Annotated in this window: 19 protein-coding genes and 1 riboswitch; of the genes, 11 read left to right on the top strand and 8 right to left on the bottom strand. The window is 38.2% G+C overall.

Features of this window, described 5'->3' with window-relative positions; all coding sequences use genetic code 11:
- Positions 1 to 2: 2 nt before the first annotated feature.
- The 3 genes from copD to ftnA all read right to left on the bottom strand — a co-directional run bounded on the left by copD (position 3) and on the right by ftnA (position 2,028).
- A complete protein-coding gene (gene copD, locus PSE83_RS04585) occupies positions 3 to 899 on the bottom strand; it encodes a copper homeostasis membrane protein CopD (RefSeq protein WP_094960505.1) in 897 nt (298 codons plus the stop codon).
- Position 900: 1 nt separating this feature from the next.
- The gene (gene copC, locus PSE83_RS04580) at positions 901 to 1,287 is read right to left on the bottom strand and encodes a copper homeostasis periplasmic binding protein CopC (protein ID WP_172767154.1); all 387 of its coding nucleotides are present in this window, start codon (positions 1,285 to 1,287) and stop codon (positions 901 to 903) included.
- Between the two features lie 237 nt (positions 1,288 to 1,524).
- Complete coding sequence (ftnA, locus tag PSE83_RS04575) at positions 1,525 to 2,028, bottom strand: non-heme ferritin (RefSeq protein WP_004253892.1); 504 nt, start codon at positions 2,026 to 2,028, stop codon at positions 1,525 to 1,527.
- A gap of 291 nt (positions 2,029 to 2,319) precedes the next feature.
- Between ftnA and PSE83_RS04570 the strand changes: the two genes are divergently transcribed.
- A complete protein-coding gene (locus tag PSE83_RS04570; RefSeq protein ID WP_004253885.1) occupies positions 2,320 to 2,550 on the top strand; it encodes a DNA polymerase III subunit theta in 231 nt (76 codons plus the stop codon).
- Between the two features lie 79 nt (positions 2,551 to 2,629).
- Here PSE83_RS04570 and yebF read toward each other — a convergent pair whose 3' ends face one another.
- Positions 2,630 to 2,995: a protein YebF gene (gene yebF / locus PSE83_RS04565; protein WP_094960503.1), complete on the bottom strand. Its 366-nt coding sequence runs from the start codon at positions 2,993 to 2,995 to the stop codon at positions 2,630 to 2,632.
- Between the two features lie 180 nt (positions 2,996 to 3,175).
- Complete coding sequence (locus PSE83_RS04560; protein WP_004253877.1) at positions 3,176 to 3,355, bottom strand: YoaH family protein; 180 nt, start codon at positions 3,353 to 3,355, stop codon at positions 3,176 to 3,178.
- A 140-nt stretch (positions 3,356 to 3,495) separates the two neighbouring features.
- On the opposite strand from PSE83_RS04560, the gene pabB reads away from it, so the two are divergent.
- The 8 genes from pabB (at position 3,496) to mntP (ending at position 11,935) form a co-directional block, all read left to right on the top strand.
- The gene (pabB, locus tag PSE83_RS04555; RefSeq protein ID WP_262960331.1) at positions 3,496 to 4,866 is read left to right on the top strand and encodes an aminodeoxychorismate synthase component 1; all 1,371 of its coding nucleotides are present in this window, start codon (positions 3,496 to 3,498) and stop codon (positions 4,864 to 4,866) included.
- On the top strand, positions 4,859 to 5,419 hold the full coding sequence (locus PSE83_RS04550; protein ID WP_164565262.1) for a CoA pyrophosphatase: 561 nt from the start codon (positions 4,859 to 4,861) through the stop codon (positions 5,417 to 5,419). Before pabB ends, PSE83_RS04550 begins: the two co-directional genes overlap by 8 nt.
- A 280-nt stretch (positions 5,420 to 5,699) precedes the next feature.
- On the top strand, positions 5,700 to 7,064 hold the full coding sequence (locus PSE83_RS04545) for an L-serine ammonia-lyase (protein ID WP_036957685.1): 1,365 nt from the start codon (positions 5,700 to 5,702) through the stop codon (positions 7,062 to 7,064).
- Between the two features lie 681 nt (positions 7,065 to 7,745).
- Positions 7,746 to 8,714: a PTS mannose transporter subunit IIAB gene (manX, locus tag PSE83_RS04540; RefSeq protein ID WP_206077558.1), complete on the top strand. Its 969-nt coding sequence runs from the start codon at positions 7,746 to 7,748 to the stop codon at positions 8,712 to 8,714.
- Between the two features lie 81 nt (positions 8,715 to 8,795).
- The gene (locus tag PSE83_RS04535) at positions 8,796 to 9,599 is read left to right on the top strand and encodes a PTS mannose/fructose/sorbose transporter subunit IIC (RefSeq protein ID WP_004253851.1); all 804 of its coding nucleotides are present in this window, start codon (positions 8,796 to 8,798) and stop codon (positions 9,597 to 9,599) included.
- 12 nt (positions 9,600 to 9,611) lie between these two features.
- On the top strand, positions 9,612 to 10,463 hold the full coding sequence (locus PSE83_RS04530) for a PTS mannose transporter subunit IID (RefSeq protein ID WP_004253848.1): 852 nt from the start codon (positions 9,612 to 9,614) through the stop codon (positions 10,461 to 10,463).
- A gap of 89 nt (positions 10,464 to 10,552) precedes the next feature.
- On the top strand, positions 10,553 to 11,011 hold the full coding sequence (locus PSE83_RS04525) for a DUF986 family protein (protein WP_004253844.1): 459 nt from the start codon (positions 10,553 to 10,555) through the stop codon (positions 11,009 to 11,011).
- Between the two features lie 151 nt (positions 11,012 to 11,162).
- Positions 11,163 to 11,307: riboswitch (yybP-ykoY riboswitch) on the top strand.
- Positions 11,308 to 11,353: 46 nt separating this feature from the next.
- Positions 11,354 to 11,935 (top strand): manganese efflux pump MntP, encoded by a 582-nt coding sequence (gene mntP, locus PSE83_RS04520; RefSeq protein ID WP_004911288.1) that lies wholly within the window; start codon positions 11,354 to 11,356, stop codon positions 11,933 to 11,935.
- A 32-nt stretch (positions 11,936 to 11,967) separates the two neighbouring features.
- Here mntP and rlmA read toward each other — a convergent pair whose 3' ends face one another.
- A complete protein-coding gene (gene rlmA, locus PSE83_RS04515; RefSeq protein WP_036957684.1) occupies positions 11,968 to 12,792 on the bottom strand; it encodes a 23S rRNA (guanine(745)-N(1))-methyltransferase in 825 nt (274 codons plus the stop codon).
- A 133-nt stretch (positions 12,793 to 12,925) separates the two neighbouring features.
- Between rlmA and PSE83_RS04510 the strand changes: the two genes are divergently transcribed.
- The gene (locus PSE83_RS04510) at positions 12,926 to 13,396 is read left to right on the top strand and encodes a GNAT family N-acetyltransferase (protein ID WP_164565706.1); all 471 of its coding nucleotides are present in this window, start codon (positions 12,926 to 12,928) and stop codon (positions 13,394 to 13,396) included.
- A 102-nt stretch (positions 13,397 to 13,498) separates the two neighbouring features.
- Here the strand turns inward: PSE83_RS04510 and PSE83_RS04505 are convergent, their stop codons facing one another.
- Both PSE83_RS04505 and alr read right to left on the bottom strand, forming a co-directional pair.
- Positions 13,499 to 14,236: a phosphatase gene (locus PSE83_RS04505; RefSeq protein ID WP_164565261.1), complete on the bottom strand. Its 738-nt coding sequence runs from the start codon at positions 14,234 to 14,236 to the stop codon at positions 13,499 to 13,501.
- A gap of 208 nt (positions 14,237 to 14,444) precedes the next feature.
- Positions 14,445 to 15,674: an alanine racemase gene (gene alr / locus PSE83_RS04500; protein ID WP_004253830.1), complete on the bottom strand. Its 1,230-nt coding sequence runs from the start codon at positions 15,672 to 15,674 to the stop codon at positions 14,445 to 14,447.
- A 380-nt stretch (positions 15,675 to 16,054) separates the two neighbouring features.
- Between alr and PSE83_RS04495 the strand changes: the two genes are divergently transcribed.
- Entirely contained in the window at positions 16,055 to 17,149 is a 1,095-nt protein-coding gene (locus PSE83_RS04495) for a porin (RefSeq protein WP_004253827.1), read from the top strand.
- The last annotated feature ends 103 nt before the right edge of the window (positions 17,150 to 17,252 follow it).

Genomic DNA, 17,252 nt, shown 5'->3' with positions numbered 1-17,252 from the left:
AGCTAGATTGGCTGGTAGCTTGCAAAAATCGCCACCGAAAGGATAGCCATAGTCCCTAACAGTAACTCAACCCAACTGTTAATAATTAGGGTGTTGACCCGCCCTTTTTGTTTAATAATAGGTACGATGTAATAGCGATTGATAATAGCCAATAGAAGCATTCCCCCCACTAAAATGATCTTAAACCAAAGTAGTGATTGGTATTCTGACCCTGAATAGTTTAATGGCCAGCCAGGTAAGAGCGTTATTGCACTAATGACTCCAGTAATAATAACCAGTGCAACAGCGATGTGACCATAACGCGAAAAACGCATCATGGTATTCACAATGTGTTTATCCATCCCTTCGACCATTTCTTTTTTATTGCGTAAAAATTGAATGCAAATTAAAAATGGCCACAAACCGCCAAACCAATAGGCTGAACTAATAAGATGAATGAATTGATTGATGCGGTGGAGGGTTCCGAGTAAGCCATCATGCATAGCCGCGTGCCCAATAAAAGCATGCAAACCAAGTAGGATCACTGAAAAAACCAATATGAGTTTCAATCGCAATTGGATTGGTTTTACAAATAAAACCAATAACAATAATACAGATGACAAAAGTTCCCAACGCCATACTTGACCGAATGACGTCCCTAAAACCCCTTGCCATATATCCAAATCGATACTATCTTGCCAACCATCTCCCATCAGGCCTGCTTGTGCAAGCATCCAACCAAAAGTTGTTAACACAGTAACGATGGCGCAGAAGAAAATACCTTTATTCAAATAGCGGCTGAGCAAATAATTAAATGGCTCACGACTAAGTACCACTGCAAATATTGACATTCCACACATCAATATTGCAGCGATAAAATGAATAAAGCGAATAAGGGTATAAAAAGCTTCTAGTGACATATTATTTCACTGTAAAGCTATACGTTCCTTTTGTTTTGTGTCCATCGACAGAAACGACGCTCCAATTAACGTCATATTTCCCAGCAACGAGCTTGTCTTCCACAGGGACAGTCACTTTTGTATCGTTACTTGGGTCTAACGTTGCTTTACCGGTTTTCACTATTTTATTTTCAGGACCGATAATACTGACCTTAGTGAAATTAACTTCAATGCCTTCAGAAAAGCTTAATGAGATAGACTCAGGGGCTTGTTCTACTGCCGTACCTTCAGCAGGAAGTTGGTCTTTTAAGTGCGCATGTGCAAATGCTTGTTGGAAAGACATACCTAAAAAAAGAACTGCGACTGCGCTAAGTTTGCGCCATGAAGATTTAATAGGGTTAATTGGCATAGTAACCTCTTAATTTGCAGGTGAATTTAGAATAATTACCAATCATTATACGGAAAACAAACCATTTTACTGCTTAAAAATGGGTTTTATCGGCCTATCCTGTGAGTTTTCACACAAAATGAAAAGAAAAAGACTTATGAACATTGAATTGCAGGATTCATGCCCATAAGCCTAGAGAGGTCTTTATGTTTTACATGGAGATAAAACGATATTTCTATTTACTTACTGGCGTGTAGATTAAACATGTGTTGCCGCTGACATGTTTTTCAAATCTTTATCTAACAAGAATAGTGCCTTACCAGACTCACCCACCATATCCAGTTTATCCAGTACTGATTTAAATAATTTCTCTTCTTCGTGTTGCTCTGCAACATACCATTGTAAGAAATTAAATGTAGAATAATCTTGTGTTGTCATTGCTAAATGAGCCAATTTATTAATTTCACGAGTAATTAATTGCTCATGTTCATAAGTTTGATGAAATACATCGCTAATTGATTTGAAATCAACTGGTGGCGCTGCAATTTGCCCTAACAGGGGTAATGCCCCAGTGTCACTAAGGTAATCAAATAAACGCTGCATATGTTCCATTTCTTCTTGTGAGTGTGCTTTTAAGAACGCTGCAGCACCTTCATAGCCTTTGTCACTACACCAAGCGCTCATTTGCAAATAAAGATTTGCAGAATAAAATTCAAGGTTTAATTGTTCGTTTAATTTTTTGACCATATCTGTAGTTAACATATTTATGCCTTATCGATTAATTATTCATGAGTATATTATGCACAGTATTAAAACAATTAAAACCCTAAAACAATCTTAAAACAAAAAAATCCAATTTACTGATAATTAATAACTTTTGTTAAAAACAATAATAATCAATCTCATTATCTTTCCCTGTTTTTTCCCTTAATTACTAATATATAAATAGAGAAATTTAACTATTGTTTTTCATTATTCCAATTAAGGTATTGAGATTTTTTCTCATTATCCAGTTACAATAATGGCGTATGAATTTAACAGTAGAGATCAAATATGAGCCATAATCTTGCTTTATTGCCTAAAGATGAAATGGATAAGGTCAATGTCGACCTTTTAGCTTCCGGTGTTGCATTTAAAGAACGCTATAACATTGCCATCATTGCTGAAGCTGTTGAGCGAGAACAACCCGAGCACTTAAGGGAGTATTTCAGGGAGCGATTAGTCTACTACCGACAACTGTCGCAAAACTTTGCACGTATGCCTTATGAACCACGAAATCGCTAATCTCACGAAGGCACAAAAGAAATGATACAAAAAAGGGATAACCTTAATGGTTACCCCTTGATTCTCAAGATTAAAAAATTTATTTCGCCGTATTATATGTCACTGTATTATTTTGGCAGTCTACCGCGACTGAATAATGTAAGTCAGATTTTGCACCACGAACAACTAACGGTACCCTGTAGCCTGTTTCGGTTTTAGTGACTTCACTATCATTGACCCATGCAACCGCTTTCTTGCCTAAAGCCGCTTTTTCATCTGTCCAGCGAGGTAAACGATTATGCATAAAATCGCTTTTCACTTGTGCTGCAATTTGTGGCTCAGTTAACGTACCACAACTGACGAAAGGCGCTGCTTTACCTTCTTCATTATTTGCGCTTAACGCAAAAGAGCTAAAAACCAGCGCACAAGCACCTAAAACTACAGCAATTTTTTGATTCGCTTCCATACCATCCTCCGATACCTATTACTAGGTAAAGATTTTTGATTAGTTTAGCGGCATATTTCAGCCTATCAGATACCAGTTATCTTCTGGTTATTATCTAGTCTTCATTGATAAATAGAATGACTTAACTAATATTAATCTATCAGGTTTATGCATGGATGTTAATAGTATGTTTACAGATTATTAATTTTCATCATCAAAACGAACATGGATTTGCTCTTTACCTTGGTGCTTTTCCCTAATTTCTTGAGCAACTAATGCAATTGCCTCACCACTACTCATACCTTCCGCCATCAATTGATGAATTTTTTCAACTGCTTCTTGCTGTTCTTGGTGATTAAGTGCTGGCATACCAGAAAACATGGTTTAAACCTCATGAATAAAAGACTAAAATCAACAGTTAACATTTTAACATCTCTTCGATTATTAAGATAAGAATATATGTTAATCTGTATTGATTCACTTGCGGAAATTTAGACTCATCATTATGGTTATCAAAAAAAATGGTTATCAAAAAAATCCAATTACCTTATAGTCCAAACACTGCCATTGATTATTTTACCCCACTGGCACACCAGCCATGGGCGATGTTACTGCATTCAGGTAATGCAAAACACTCACATAATCGCTTTGATATTATCGTTGCTGACCCTATTGCCACACTGACGACTTATCAGCTTGAAACAACTATCTCAGAGCAAAATCAGGCCCCTATCGTTTCTGAATCAGATCCTTTTGAACTTCTTCAAGGGTTGCTTGATAAATACCAACCGAAATACCAGGAAGAGACCGAATGTCCCTTCATCGGCGGTGCCCTCGGCCTTTGGAGTTATGATTTAGGCCGGCGCATTGAAAAATTACCTGAAATTTCAACCACAGAACTACAATTTCCAGACATGGCGGTTGGCATCTACTTGTGGGCACTTATCGTTGATCACCATAATAAAACAACTACATTAATTAGTTATGATGATGTTGATGCTCGGTTAGCTTGGCTACATAGTCAAAAAAAGGGCCGTAAAAACAAATTCCAATTAACCTCGGCATGGCAATCTAATATGTCTGAAGAGACATATCATCATAATATTGCGCGCATCCATGAATATTTACGTAATGGTGATTGTTATCAAATTAATTTAGCACAAAGATTTAAAGCTAAGTATAAAGGAGATGAATGGAATGCGTTTTTAGCGCTACTTGAGCGCAATGGAGCTCCCTTCTCTTCTTTTATACGTCTCCCCGAAAATGCGGTTATCAGTATTTCACCGGAACGTTTTATCTTTCTGCAAGATGGGGATATTCAAACCCGCCCAATAAAAGGAACGCTTCCGCGCCTAGATAATGAACAAGATGATCTTGCACAAGCTGAAAAACTGGCTAATTCAGTCAAAGACCGCGCAGAAAACTTGATGATTGTTGACTTGCTACGCAATGATATTGGTCGTGTTGCCAAACCGGGCACGGTCAGTGTTCCTGAATTATTTGCTGTTGAAGCTTTCCCGGCAGTACATCATCTGGTTAGTACCGTCACGGCAAAGCTAGATAGCCAATACCGTGCAACTGATTTATTACGAGCGTGTTTTCCTGGGGGTTCAATAACCGGCGCACCAAAAGTGCGTGCAATGGAGATAATTGAAGAATTAGAGCCCCATCGCCGACATGGCTATTGTGGAGCAATCGGCTATATTAGTTTCAATGGTAATATGGACAGCAATATTACTATTCGTACTTTACTGACATATAAAAAGCAGGTTTATTGTTGGGCTGGCGGTGGTATCGTTGCAGATAGCCAAGCAGACAAAGAGTACCAAGAAACCTTTGATAAATTAAGCCTGATTTTACCTTTATTAGGAGCGCTCAATAACGATGACTGAACTGAATAACTTTATCAATCGTTTTCAGTTTACTTTGCCGGCTACCCGCCAATTTGAAGCTAAGGCGGGTAAATCGGCGGCTGTTCTTTTACCCATTATCAATAAACCAAACCCAACATTACTTCTCACCCAAAGGTCTCCTTTTTTACGCTCCCATGCAGGTCAGGTCGCATTTCCAGGAGGGGCAAGTGACCCGGAGGACGGTACGCTTGTGAATACCGCACTGCGTGAAGCATATGAAGAAGTGGCCATCCCTCCTGAAAAAGTCACGGTACTGGGTCAGTTAAGCCCCTTGCAAAGTTATGGTGGCTATGAAGTTACGCCAATCGTTGGTTTGGTACCAAATAACATTCAATACCAAGCCAACCCTAGTGAAGTCGCTGCTATCTTTGAAGTTCCCTTATTTGATGCCCTTTCATTACAACGCCATAAATATGTCGATATTAACCGTTCAGGGCGGCATAACCGCATCTTTTTTTATTGGTATAAGGGGCATTTAGTTTGGGGGTTAACCGCTTCAATTATTCACCAACTTGCTTTGCAATTGGATTAACGTTTAACACAACTTTTCACCATACAATGTTACTATTGCAGTAAAATCTATTTAAGATGACAAAATATCACGTCATATATGACAAAATATACCTCTACCACTTGTCGCTTTTTTAGCCACATCACAGACATTTTGTGCTATTTACAATCAATTACCCTTCAGCAACTACCTTATTTCAAAAAATACTTTAAACTTACTGGTTAACACTACTAAATAACAGTAAAGTAGCGCCTTTTAAAATAATGCACTACATTTTCATCTTTTTTTTAAGGAGTCCTGCGTGATAAGCGTTTTCGACATGTTTAAAGTGGGCATAGGCCCTTCAAGCTCTCATACCGTTGGTCCAATGAAAGCTGGGAAAGAATTTGTCGATGATTTAGTAAGCAAAAATTTATTACCTAACGTCACTCGTATTTCTGTGGATGTTTATGGGTCATTATCGCTTACTGGAAAAGGGCACCATACTGATATCGCCATTATTATGGGGCTAGCAGGTAACTTACCTGCCACTGTCGACATTGAATCCATCCCAACTTTTATCAAAAATGTAGAAGAAACAGAAAAGTTATCATTAGCGAATGGTCTTCAGGTCGTTGACTTCCCTAATGAGGGTGGCATGAATTTTCGTCAAGACAACCTGCCATTGCATGAAAATGGCATGACAATTCATGCTTTTGCAGGTAATGAAGAAATTTACACCAAAACTTATTATTCCATTGGTGGTGGTTTCATTGTCGATGCAGAGCATTTTGGCGAATCTACTCTTGATAGCAAACCGGTCTCTTATCCATTTAACTCTGCTGAAGAGCTACTACTAAATTGTAAAAAATCAGGCCTTTCGATTTCTAGCTTAATGATGAAAAATGAGTTAGATCTTCATTCTAAAGAAGAGATCGAAGCCTATTTCGCTGATGTATGGCAGACAATGCAAGCCTGTATTGAGCGTGGTTTAAGCACCGAAGGTGTATTGCCGGGCCCATTGCGTGTTCCTCGCCGTGCACCGGCACTAAACCGAATGGTCACTTCATCAAGTAAGCTATCTAATGATCCGATGAATGTGGTTGACCTGATCAATATGTATGCCTTAGCAGTGAATGAGGAAAATGCAGCAGGCGGCCGTGTTGTAACAGCACCAACTAACGGTGCGTGTGGTATCGTACCTGCCGTTTTAGCGTATTATAATCATTGCATAGAACCGGTAACGCCAGAGCTGTATATGCGTTATTTCTTAGCTTCAGGCGCCATTGGTATTTTATACAAAATGAATGCTTCCATTTCAGGAGCTGAAGTTGGCTGCCAAGGGGAGGTCGGTGTAGCATGCTCTATGGCTGCAGCTGGTCTGGCCGAATTATTTGGCGGTAGCCCTGAGCAAGTTTGTATCGCTGCTGAAATCGGCATGGAACACAATTTAGGTCTAACTTGTGACCCTGTTGCTGGTCAAGTACAAGTTCCTTGTATTGAGCGTAATGCAATCGCATCTGTTAAAGCGGTGAATGCCACACGTATGGCCCTACGCAGAACAAGTGAGCCACGGGTTTCACTTGATAAAGTCATTGAAACTATGTACGAAACCGGGAAAGACATGAATGCGAAATATCGTGAGACATCCCGAGGCGGGCTAGCCATCAAAGTACAATGTGACTAATTTTATTCTCAATTAATTTAAGCCTTAAGCACCCTTTCCTATACTGTTATGTCTTTGAACAGTATTTTGAGGGTGCTTTTTTAATCTGCATTAAAAAGTTTTCTTTATTTTTTAGTCACCTTTCTCTTCCTAAACGCTCCAATTCACCTAATCAATTACCCATAATTTTTTCATTGAATTAACTCAATTTTCTTATACTCAACACATCACATCAAAACGAAATTCATACTATTTTGTGCTAAAGATTGTTTTGAGCTGAACAAGAGATAACTAATTTCCACTAAAAATTGATTACTTTTCACTCTAAAAATCAATATGGCACTATTTTATTTACTTTTTTTGTTACCGATAACACAAAAAGAAACCAGCAAAAACAAAATAATCAGATTATTAATTTTATTTAATTAAAATGAATAGCAGAAAAATGCAATTCGATATCAATTTTTAGGTGTATTCTTATTTTTCTGACGCGAAACAAGTTTTTAGGATAATGCAAGATGATATGCTAATAATGTAATTGATACTAACAGTGCCATAAATGAGTTTATGGCTATTATAAAACGTTTGTAATTATTCAGCTAAAATTATCATACAGGGGAAACTGATAAAAAGGAGTCTAACTTAAGTGTCCATTTTATCGACAGATAATGTTTTGTTTTATCTATCTATGAGGGAAAAATAGTGAGTATAGCTATTATGATTGGTACACACGGAGTCGCTGCAGAGCAGCTTCTTCGAACAACCGAAATGTTAATAGGCGAACAAGATAATGTGTCGTTTATTGATTTTATCCCTGGGGAAAACGCAGATACCCTATTTGATAAGTACACCCAAAAGCTAACTGATTTAGATACATCAAAGGGTGTCTTATTCCTTGTTGATACATGGGGAGGCAGTCCATTTAACGCAGCTAGTCGCATTGTTAATGAACATGATAATTATGACATTATCACGGGTGTAAATGTTCCAATGTTAGTTGAAACATTCATGTGCCGTGACGATAACCCATCAATGAATGAACTTATCACTGTCGCCCTAGAAACGGGTCGTGGTGGTGTTCGTTCATTTAAATTCAAAGAAGTTGAAGCTGAAGCTGAACCTGCTCCTGTAGTCTCGAGTACTCCTGCCCCTGCACTAGTGAAAGCCGGCCCCGGTGAACATATGGTAATCGCACTTGCTCGTATTGATGACAGATTAATTCACGGGCAAGTCGCAACACGCTGGACGAAAGAAACCCAAGTTAAGCGCATTATTGTGGTCAGTGATGACGTAGCAAAAGACCAAGTTCGCTCTACATTGTTAAAACAAGTCGCACCACCAGGTGTCACTGCACATGTTGTCGATGTTGCTAAATGTATTCGCGTTTACAATAACCCGAAATACGCTGGTGAGCGCGTTATGTTGCTTTTCACTAATCCAACTGATGTTAAACGTATCGTCGAAGAAGGTGTTGACGTCAAGTCCGTTAATATTGGTGGAATGGCATACCATGATGGCAAAACAATGGTCACAAATGCCGTTTCTATCAACCAAGAAGACATTGATGCATTTAATTATTTGAACGACAAAAAGATTGAACTTGAAGTTAGGAAAGTCTCATCAGATAGCAAAGTTTATATGATGGACTTGATTAATAAGCTCAAAAAATAATTTTTATAGCCATTTTTTATATTAATTTTAATCCATTACTCAAAACAGATTTTAAAACTTTTGGTTACAGGAGATTAAACAATGGAACTTACCGTTGTTCAAATAGTAATGGTCTTCATCGTCGCGTGTATCGCGGGGATGGGATCAATCCTTGATGAATTCCAATTTCACCGTCCTCTCATTGCCTGTACGCTTATAGGTATTGTTTTGGGAGATATGAAAACGGGTATCATCATCGGCGGTACATTAGAAATGATCGCACTTGGGTGGATGAATATCGGTGCTGCCGTTGCACCTGATGCCGCTTTAGCTTCTATCATTTCAACGATTCTCGTTATTGCTGGTGGTCAAAGCATTGGTGCAGGTATTGCCATCGCCATCCCACTCGCAGCAGCGGGACAAGTATTAACCATTATTGTTCGTACTGTAACGGTTGCATTCCAACATGCTGCTGATAAAGCCGCCCTCAATGGTAATCTAACTGCAATTGGCTTTATCCATATCTCAGCTTTATTACTGCAAGCCATGCGTATCGCAATACCTGCGTTAATTGTCGCCATTTCTGTTGGTACATCAGAAGTACAACAAATGTTGGATTCTATCCCGCAAGTTGTTACTGACGGCCTGAATATTGCTGGTGGTATGATTGTTGTTGTCGGTTATGCGATGGTTATCAATATGATGCGTGCAGGCTACTTAATGCCGTTCTTCTACTTAGGCTTTGTTACCGCGGCATTTACTGACTTCAACCTGGTTGCTCTTGGGGTTATCGGTACTGTTATGGCTATTTTATATATCCAACTCAGTCCAAAATACAATAAATCGCAAACTGTTGTTACCCAAGGAAATAGTAGCAATAACAACCTTGATAATGAGCTAGACTAGGAGGAACGTATAATGGTAGATATCACTAAGCCAACGGCTAAAAAGCTTACACAAAGCGATATTCGCGGCGTATTCTTACGGTCTAACCTATTGCAAGGTTCTTGGAACTTTGAACGTATGCAAGCCCTAGGCTTCTGCTATTCAATGGTTCCCGTTATTCGTCGTCTTTATCCTGAAAATAATGATGATAGAAAACAAGCCATTAAGCGCCATCTTGAATTCTTTAATACACACCCGTATGTTGCAGCGCCTGTTCTAGGTGTCACAATGGCAATGGAAGAGCAACGTGCCAATGGTGCAGACATTGATGACGGTGCAATAAATGGTATCAAAGTCGGTCTAATGGGGCCATTAGCCGGTGTTGGTGACCCAATTTTCTGGGGAACTGTTCGCCCAGTATTTGCGGCTCTCGGTGCAGGTATCGCAATGACGGGTAGCTTACTTGGCCCTCTTCTGTTTTTTGTTTTGTTTAATCTTGTCCGTTTGTTAACCCTTTATTATGGTGTTTCATATGGCTACAAAAAAGGGATTGATATTGTTCAAGACATTGGTGGCGGTTTCCTACAAAAACTAACTGAAGGAGCATCAATTCTCGGTTTATTTGTTATGGGGGCCTTGGTCAATAAATGGACACATGTCAATATTCCACTTGAAGTGTCGCGGATCAAAAACCCAACAACAGGTGCTGAAGATATTACCACCGTCCAAATGATCCTTGATCAACTCATGCCAGGTTTAGTACCACTATTGCTAACCTTCGCCTGTATGTGGCTGTTACGTCGTAAAGTTAACGCATTGTGGATTATTATCGGCTTCTTTGGTTTGGGTATCCTTGGTGCTTGGTTAAACTTCTTAGCACCATAATTTTCCACCATTATTTGAATTGGGAGGTTGCAGCCTCCCTTTTTTAATTTTAAGCTCTGCATTATGTTCACTTATCCAAGGGTTCACAAATGACCTTCAATGATGCCATTCTTGCTATAATCATTTTGATCATGCTTGTTTATGCAATTTATGATGAATTCATTCAGCATTTGCTAAAGGGTAAAACATTATTAAAAATTAATCTAAAACGAAAACATCGGGCCGATGCTATTATTTTTATTGTTCTAATTTGTATCGTTATTTATACAAATATTGTACGCCATGGTAATTTATTAACCACTTACTTATTATTGATTACTATTTTTATGTCAATCTATTTGGCGTTTATAAGAACACCTAAGCTATTCTTTAAACAGAATGGTTTTTATTTTGCCAATGCATTTATATTATATGACAGAATAAAAACAATGAACTTATCCGAAGACGGTGTATTAATAATAGGTTTGGAAAAAAAGAAAATTAACATCCAAGTTTCACATCTTGATGATTTACAAAGAATTTATGAATTCCTTATTAATCATAAGTAAATAAGTTTTATATTATCACTAAAAACAAGGTTAATTATAAATTTAATTAACCTTGTTTTTGCCAATATCCTTATTGATAATAATTCTCAATAACATTTAATATCCACAATTAATTAAGTGTTGCCTTTAATATAAAATATGGTATCTTTCTTTCCACGTCATTGGGGAGTAGCCTGTTCTGGTTTCATATATAAGACCAGAAAGTCCGTATCAACATACTCGTTTGGTTTCAAACGTGGTGCGGACACCAAAATTCGGTTGGCAAGACCATAGACACATAAATAAGCCTTTTGGTTGGGGGTAATTTATGTGTATATGGAATCACCCAACCGAGGTTCTATTATGAGTTTCTATGCTACCCTTATCTTAGCCCTTGCCCTATCAATGGACGCCTTCGCTGTTGCTATTTGTAAAGGCGCCGTTCTTCATAAACCCCGCTTTAGAGAAATTCTCCGTACTGGTTTTATTTTTGGTTTTATTGAAGCCATTACACCGATTATTGGTTGGGGTATCGGGATCCTAGCTAGCCAATATGTTATCCGTTGGGATCATTGGATTGCATTTGGTTTATTGTTTGTTTTAGGTGCTAGAATGATCTGGCAGAGTATTAAAACAAAAGATGAAGAATGCTGTTCTAAACCTTCTAGTCATAGCTCAACAAGCCTTATCTTTTCTGCGATAGCCACCAGCCTTGATGCAATGGCTATCGGTCTAGGTTTAGCTTTCTTGCAAGTGGATATCGTTCATACTGCAATGACTATCGGCTTAATGACAATGATTATGGCAACTATTGGTATGATGATTGGCCGCTATGTTGGCCCATTACTCGGAAAAAAAGCAGAAATTATCGGTGGGTTGGTTCTAATAGGTATTGGTTTTAATATTTTATTTGAGCACCTCGAATTATTTATGTATGCCCATTAGTTTTTGTGCCCCCTTATATGGGGGCAATAACCTTACTCTGCATCAGATTGATAAACGCGAATTAAAAAATCAGCCGTATATTCTTTCACTTCAGCTTGTTGCAGATTCTCTTTGACCTGTTCTGATGCACGCCAAGCAAATGGGGTCATCATCAACAATTCATAAGCTTCTTGCCCTGTCAGTGCCATTTTATAATTTAATTGGCAACTATCTATTAGCGAAAAATTTGGTAAATCTTCATCTTTAGTTGGATGTAACTTAACCTCATCGTAAATTAACGCTTTTAATTCTTGCAGATGCTCTGCCGCAGGCGTAACAGTAATTAACATACCTTTAGAAACTAATACACGGCTTAATTCTTGTGCTTTGCAGGGTGCGTAAATTCGGACAACTCCACCTAAGCTGTTATTTGAGAATGGCAAGCGATGGCTTGTACCGACGCAAAAACGAACGGATTTATACCGTTTCGCCGCATAGCGAACCGCCACTTTCGAAACATCTAAGCCCAGAACCGTATATTTTTCAAAATGTTTTGCAAGTTCCCGAGAGAAATAGTCTGTGTAATACCCTTCCCCACAACCAATGTCTAACAAACTAGTATTAGATGATGGAATAAACTGAATAATTTTTTCTGCCACCTTTTCACGCATCGGGTGGTAATGTCCTGCATCAAGAAATTGTCTACGTGCTTGCATCATTTCAGCATTATCACCGGGGTCTTTAGACCGTTTATGTTGTACGGGCAACAAATTAACGTAACCCTCTTTCGCACAATCGAACTGGTGATTTTCTGCGCAGCGATAGCTGTTATGCATAAAGTTAAGTGGTGTAAAGCAGAGGGGGCATTGATAATTCATAAAAGTCACTGATTTAAAAATAAGGGTGAGTATACCATATTCAAATTAGTTTTCTTTCTGTTATATATATTGCTTTTTAACTGTACTTTTTGTTCTATGAAAGAAATAAAAAAACATTAGCAGGTGTATCATGATGAAAATTAGGTTAGCAACTCCCGATGAAGCTGAACATCTTTGGTTTATACGCAACCAAGCCATTCGCCATGGTTGTACAACGAGTTTTGACGCAAAAACGATCAGCGCCTGGACACCTGATGAAATGCCAGTAAGTTATATACGTATTGTGAAGAATAACCCATTCTTTGTCGCGGTAAATAAAAATGATGAACCCGTTGCAACTGGCTATCTTAATCTAGAGGCTAACAGTGTTGATGCCATATTTACTTTACCACAGTACACTGGCTGCGGAGCTGCGGGCTTAATATTAGATGCTATTAAAGCTGAAGCCAAAAAGCGAAATATTAAAAAATTGGTATTAGATTCATCACCGAATGCGGAACGCTTTTATCAGAAACATGGATTTACTTCGATTAAGCATGCTAGCTACTACTCTTCTCTTGCTCAAGTTGAGTTAAATTGTGTTCAAATGGAAATTGAATTATAACTTTCAATATAACTTGAATTAAAAGCCACTAACCTTTTGTGGCTTTATTATACCTAATATTGACTGTCTTTAAGAACGCAATGTTGAATAACTGAATAACTATTAAAAATCAGCAAATTCAGGGATAGGCTTACGCCCATGGGACTCTAAAAAATCCAATACACGGCGTGGAGTAACATTTAAAATTTGTGATTGCGGAAAATCAATTGATTCCAACATTTCAACTACGCTGTCAAAACGGCCGAGATACCCAGCAAAATGCGAGTCCGAACCTAATGCTACCCACCCGCCAGTTTCTTTAACGGCCTTTGCTATTTCTAAACAATTCTTTTGACTACCCGCTCTTGAATGCAAGAATGAGGAGTTATTCATTTCCAAAGCCACATTACAATCTTTCGCAGCTTGTGCTACCGCTTTAATATCAATGGGATATTTGGGATTTCCCGGATGAGTAATTATTTGCACTTTACCGCTACGGATCGTGGCAATCATAGCTTCTGTATTATCAGCTAAACTTTGGGGTTCAAGAACCGGTTCATGGAAACCAGCTAAAATAATATCCAAATGACGAGCAATCTTTTCATTGCAGTCTGTCTCACCCAACTTGTTTTTTATATTCGCTTCAATACCGTACAATAAACCAACGCCATCAACAATTCTCGGTAAGATAGGCATATTACCAAAGTGCCATTCATGTGGAGCATCTTGCATTTCAGGGCCGTGGTCGGTAATCGCAAAGAGTTTCACACCTCGACTTACGGCTTCAGCAAAATATTCATTAACAGTGCTATATGCATGGGTGCTGGCAATGGTATGCGCATGTAAATCAACTTGATACATAAATGATATCCTTCTAATTCTTTTATTTTCCTTCTGAGTCAATCCGCTCAAAAAAGACTCTACCAACCTAACATATCAGCTTATAAGTTTCGATAGTCATTCCCCTAAACCGCATTTTATCGACATATTGGATAAAATCCGAAGAGACATTTAGGATAAAAAAACCCGCGATTATTGCGGGTTAAAATATACGGAATTAAAAATTAACCTAATCAACTAAGATACGTTTATTGGTTGCACCCCACAAAATTGACATTTCGGTAAATAATGCACCGCTGATGTCTTCAACCTCTTCGGCCGTAATTTCAGCATGACCTTGTTTGCCAAAAAATACAACTTCATCTCCCGGGCTAACGTATTTTAAATCAGTAACATCAACCATGACCGTATTCATTGATGTTTTTCCTAAAACAGGAACTGTCTGGCCATTAATTAATGCATGTCCCGCATTGCTAAATACACGGCGATAGCCATCTGCATAACCTACAGGGATATTGGCTAATACAGAATCACGCTTCAAGGTATAGGTTCTATCATAACCCACTGTATTACCTTTCGGATAATGATTGACAGAGGCGATGTTCGATTTCAGCGTCATCACGCGTTTATAGTCATTTGTCGCAACGGTATCACCGTAGAAAATACCACCTACACGTACCATATCCAACCATGATTCTGGTACGGTAATAGTTGCATAAGTATTCGCGACATGTAATGTAATGTCTTCACGTTTTAACCCTGTCACATTCAAGACTTGTTGAGACTCTTTCTTGAATTTCGCAAGGTCTTTACGGATCTGAGCTTCATCCTCTTCTGGATAATGAGACATAATGCCCACGATTTTTAATTGCGATAACTCCGCGATCTGTTTTGCTTCATCTAAGCCAGATGCACTACTGACGTCTAGCCCATTACGGGACATCCCTGCCGAGTTTAGCGCAAGATGGATAGGGATCACTTTATTTTGTTTTTTCGCAATCGCATTCAAGCGCTGCGCCATTGCTAAATTACCAATTAACTCTTCTGTCTCATATTGTGTAGCCTGAGCCATTTCTTGTTCTGTCGCACTTCTCACTCGCATTAAGCGGCCTTTAAAACCTAAGTCTCTCACGGTTTTAAGCTCTTGGTTATTTGTTACCCCAATACATTGCACATTATTTTCAATCATTATTGGCGTAACTAAAGAAAGGTCATGTCCATAGGCATCCCCTTTCAAAACAGCGCACAGAGAAGACTTATCCCCCAGCAAGTTTTGTACTTTTTTGATATTAAAATCTAATGCACCACGTGATATTTCAATCCATGCGTTATTAACCACCGCAGGTTGGTTTTGTGTCGCATAAGTTTCTACTGGTGTTTTGATATTATTTGGTTGCTGACAAGCTGTCGCAGCAACTAATAAAGGGAGTAATGCCAGATACTTCAAACGTAAAGCCACTTATTATTCCTTATATCTAGTGATTTCTACCAAGATATTATTTTTAGGGTTCTGGGTTGATATAGACAAAATTTGTATAGGTTTTAAATAATACCAACCTTAGCATTTCAAACAAGTAATAATTCACGATTTATGCATAAAAAATCACTTATACATAAACATAACTCTTTCATCACATTGATTTTGATTTTCTAAAAATAAAACATTTGGTTGAAATCACCATAAATTAAATTATTTTTATTATTTAATAAGTTAGCCGCATTGTTTCACTAATATTTAATTTTGTTACATTTTTTATTTGGCGAATTAAAATGCTTAAATGATAATAACTATCAATTAGGAACTATTGCTAAATATCACTCAATCCATAAGGCTATGTTATGAAGTACAAATTACTCGCACTCATTATTCCAACACTACTTACTGCTAATGTTGCTAACTCCGCTGAAATGTACAATAAAGATGGTAATAAGCTTGATGTGTATGGGCAAATCGATGTTCGCCATCATATTGCCAAAAGCCGTAGTGGCGAAGATGGTGATGACTCACGTGTCAGACTGGGGCTAAAAGGTGACACACAAATCACCGACCAACTCATTGGTTTTGGACGTTTTGAATGGGAAACTAAAACTAACCAATCAGAATCAACTGAAGAAAATAGTAATCGTTTAGCTTATGCAGGCTTAAAATTTGCAGATTACGGTTCCCTTGATTATGGCCGCAATTATGGTGTTATTTATGATACCAATGCTTGGACAGACGTATTACCTCTCTGGGGAGCGGATACGATGGATCAAGAAGATAACTACATGCTAAGCCGTAACCGTAATTTACTCACTTATCGCAATAATAATGCCTTTGGTTACATTGATGGTTTAAGCTTTGCATTACAATATCAGGGGAAAAATGGCGAACAAAACCTGTCATCCGGTGATGAATTAACCGATAACGGCGATGGTTTTGGTTTATCTACAGCTTATGAATTAGGTTATGGTATTTCCCTCGGTGGTGGTTACTCCTCATCTTCCCGTACACCAAAGCAAAAAGATGCCACAACTAGCAGTGCGACTGGTAAACGCGCTGAAGCTTGGAACGTAGGGGGAAAATTTGAATACGAAGATCTCTATTTCGCAGTCATGTATGGCCAAACGCTTAATATGAGCCGTTTTGGTAATGATAATATGGAGTCAGTAGCAAATAAAACTCAGAACTTGGAAGTGGTTGCCCTATATTCTTTTGACTTCGGTTTAACCCCATCAATTGGCTATAACTATTCCAAAGGTAAAAACTTAGGCAGCTTTGGAGATAAAGAATTAGTAAATTATATCGCCATCGGCTCAGCTTATGACTTTAATAAAAACCTAAGTGCTGTCATCGACTATAAAATCAACTTGTTAAACGATAATGATTTTACTGACCACTACAAAGTGAATACCGATAACGTACTTGGTTTAGGGTTAGTGTATCAGTTCTAATTTTAGAATTGAGTGAAAAGCAAAAGCGTCTGTAAATTACAGGCGCTTTTTTACGGGTAAGCTTTGACAATAAAAATATCTCTCATCATCTTCATGACCTATT

The organism is Providencia sp. PROV150 (genome assembly GCF_028481025.1).
GTDB classification, from domain to species: Bacteria; Pseudomonadota; Gammaproteobacteria; order Enterobacterales; family Enterobacteriaceae; genus Providencia; species Providencia hangzhouensis.
The sequence above is the reverse complement of the archived record's forward strand: the minus strand, read 5'-3'. Positions and strand labels throughout refer to the sequence as shown.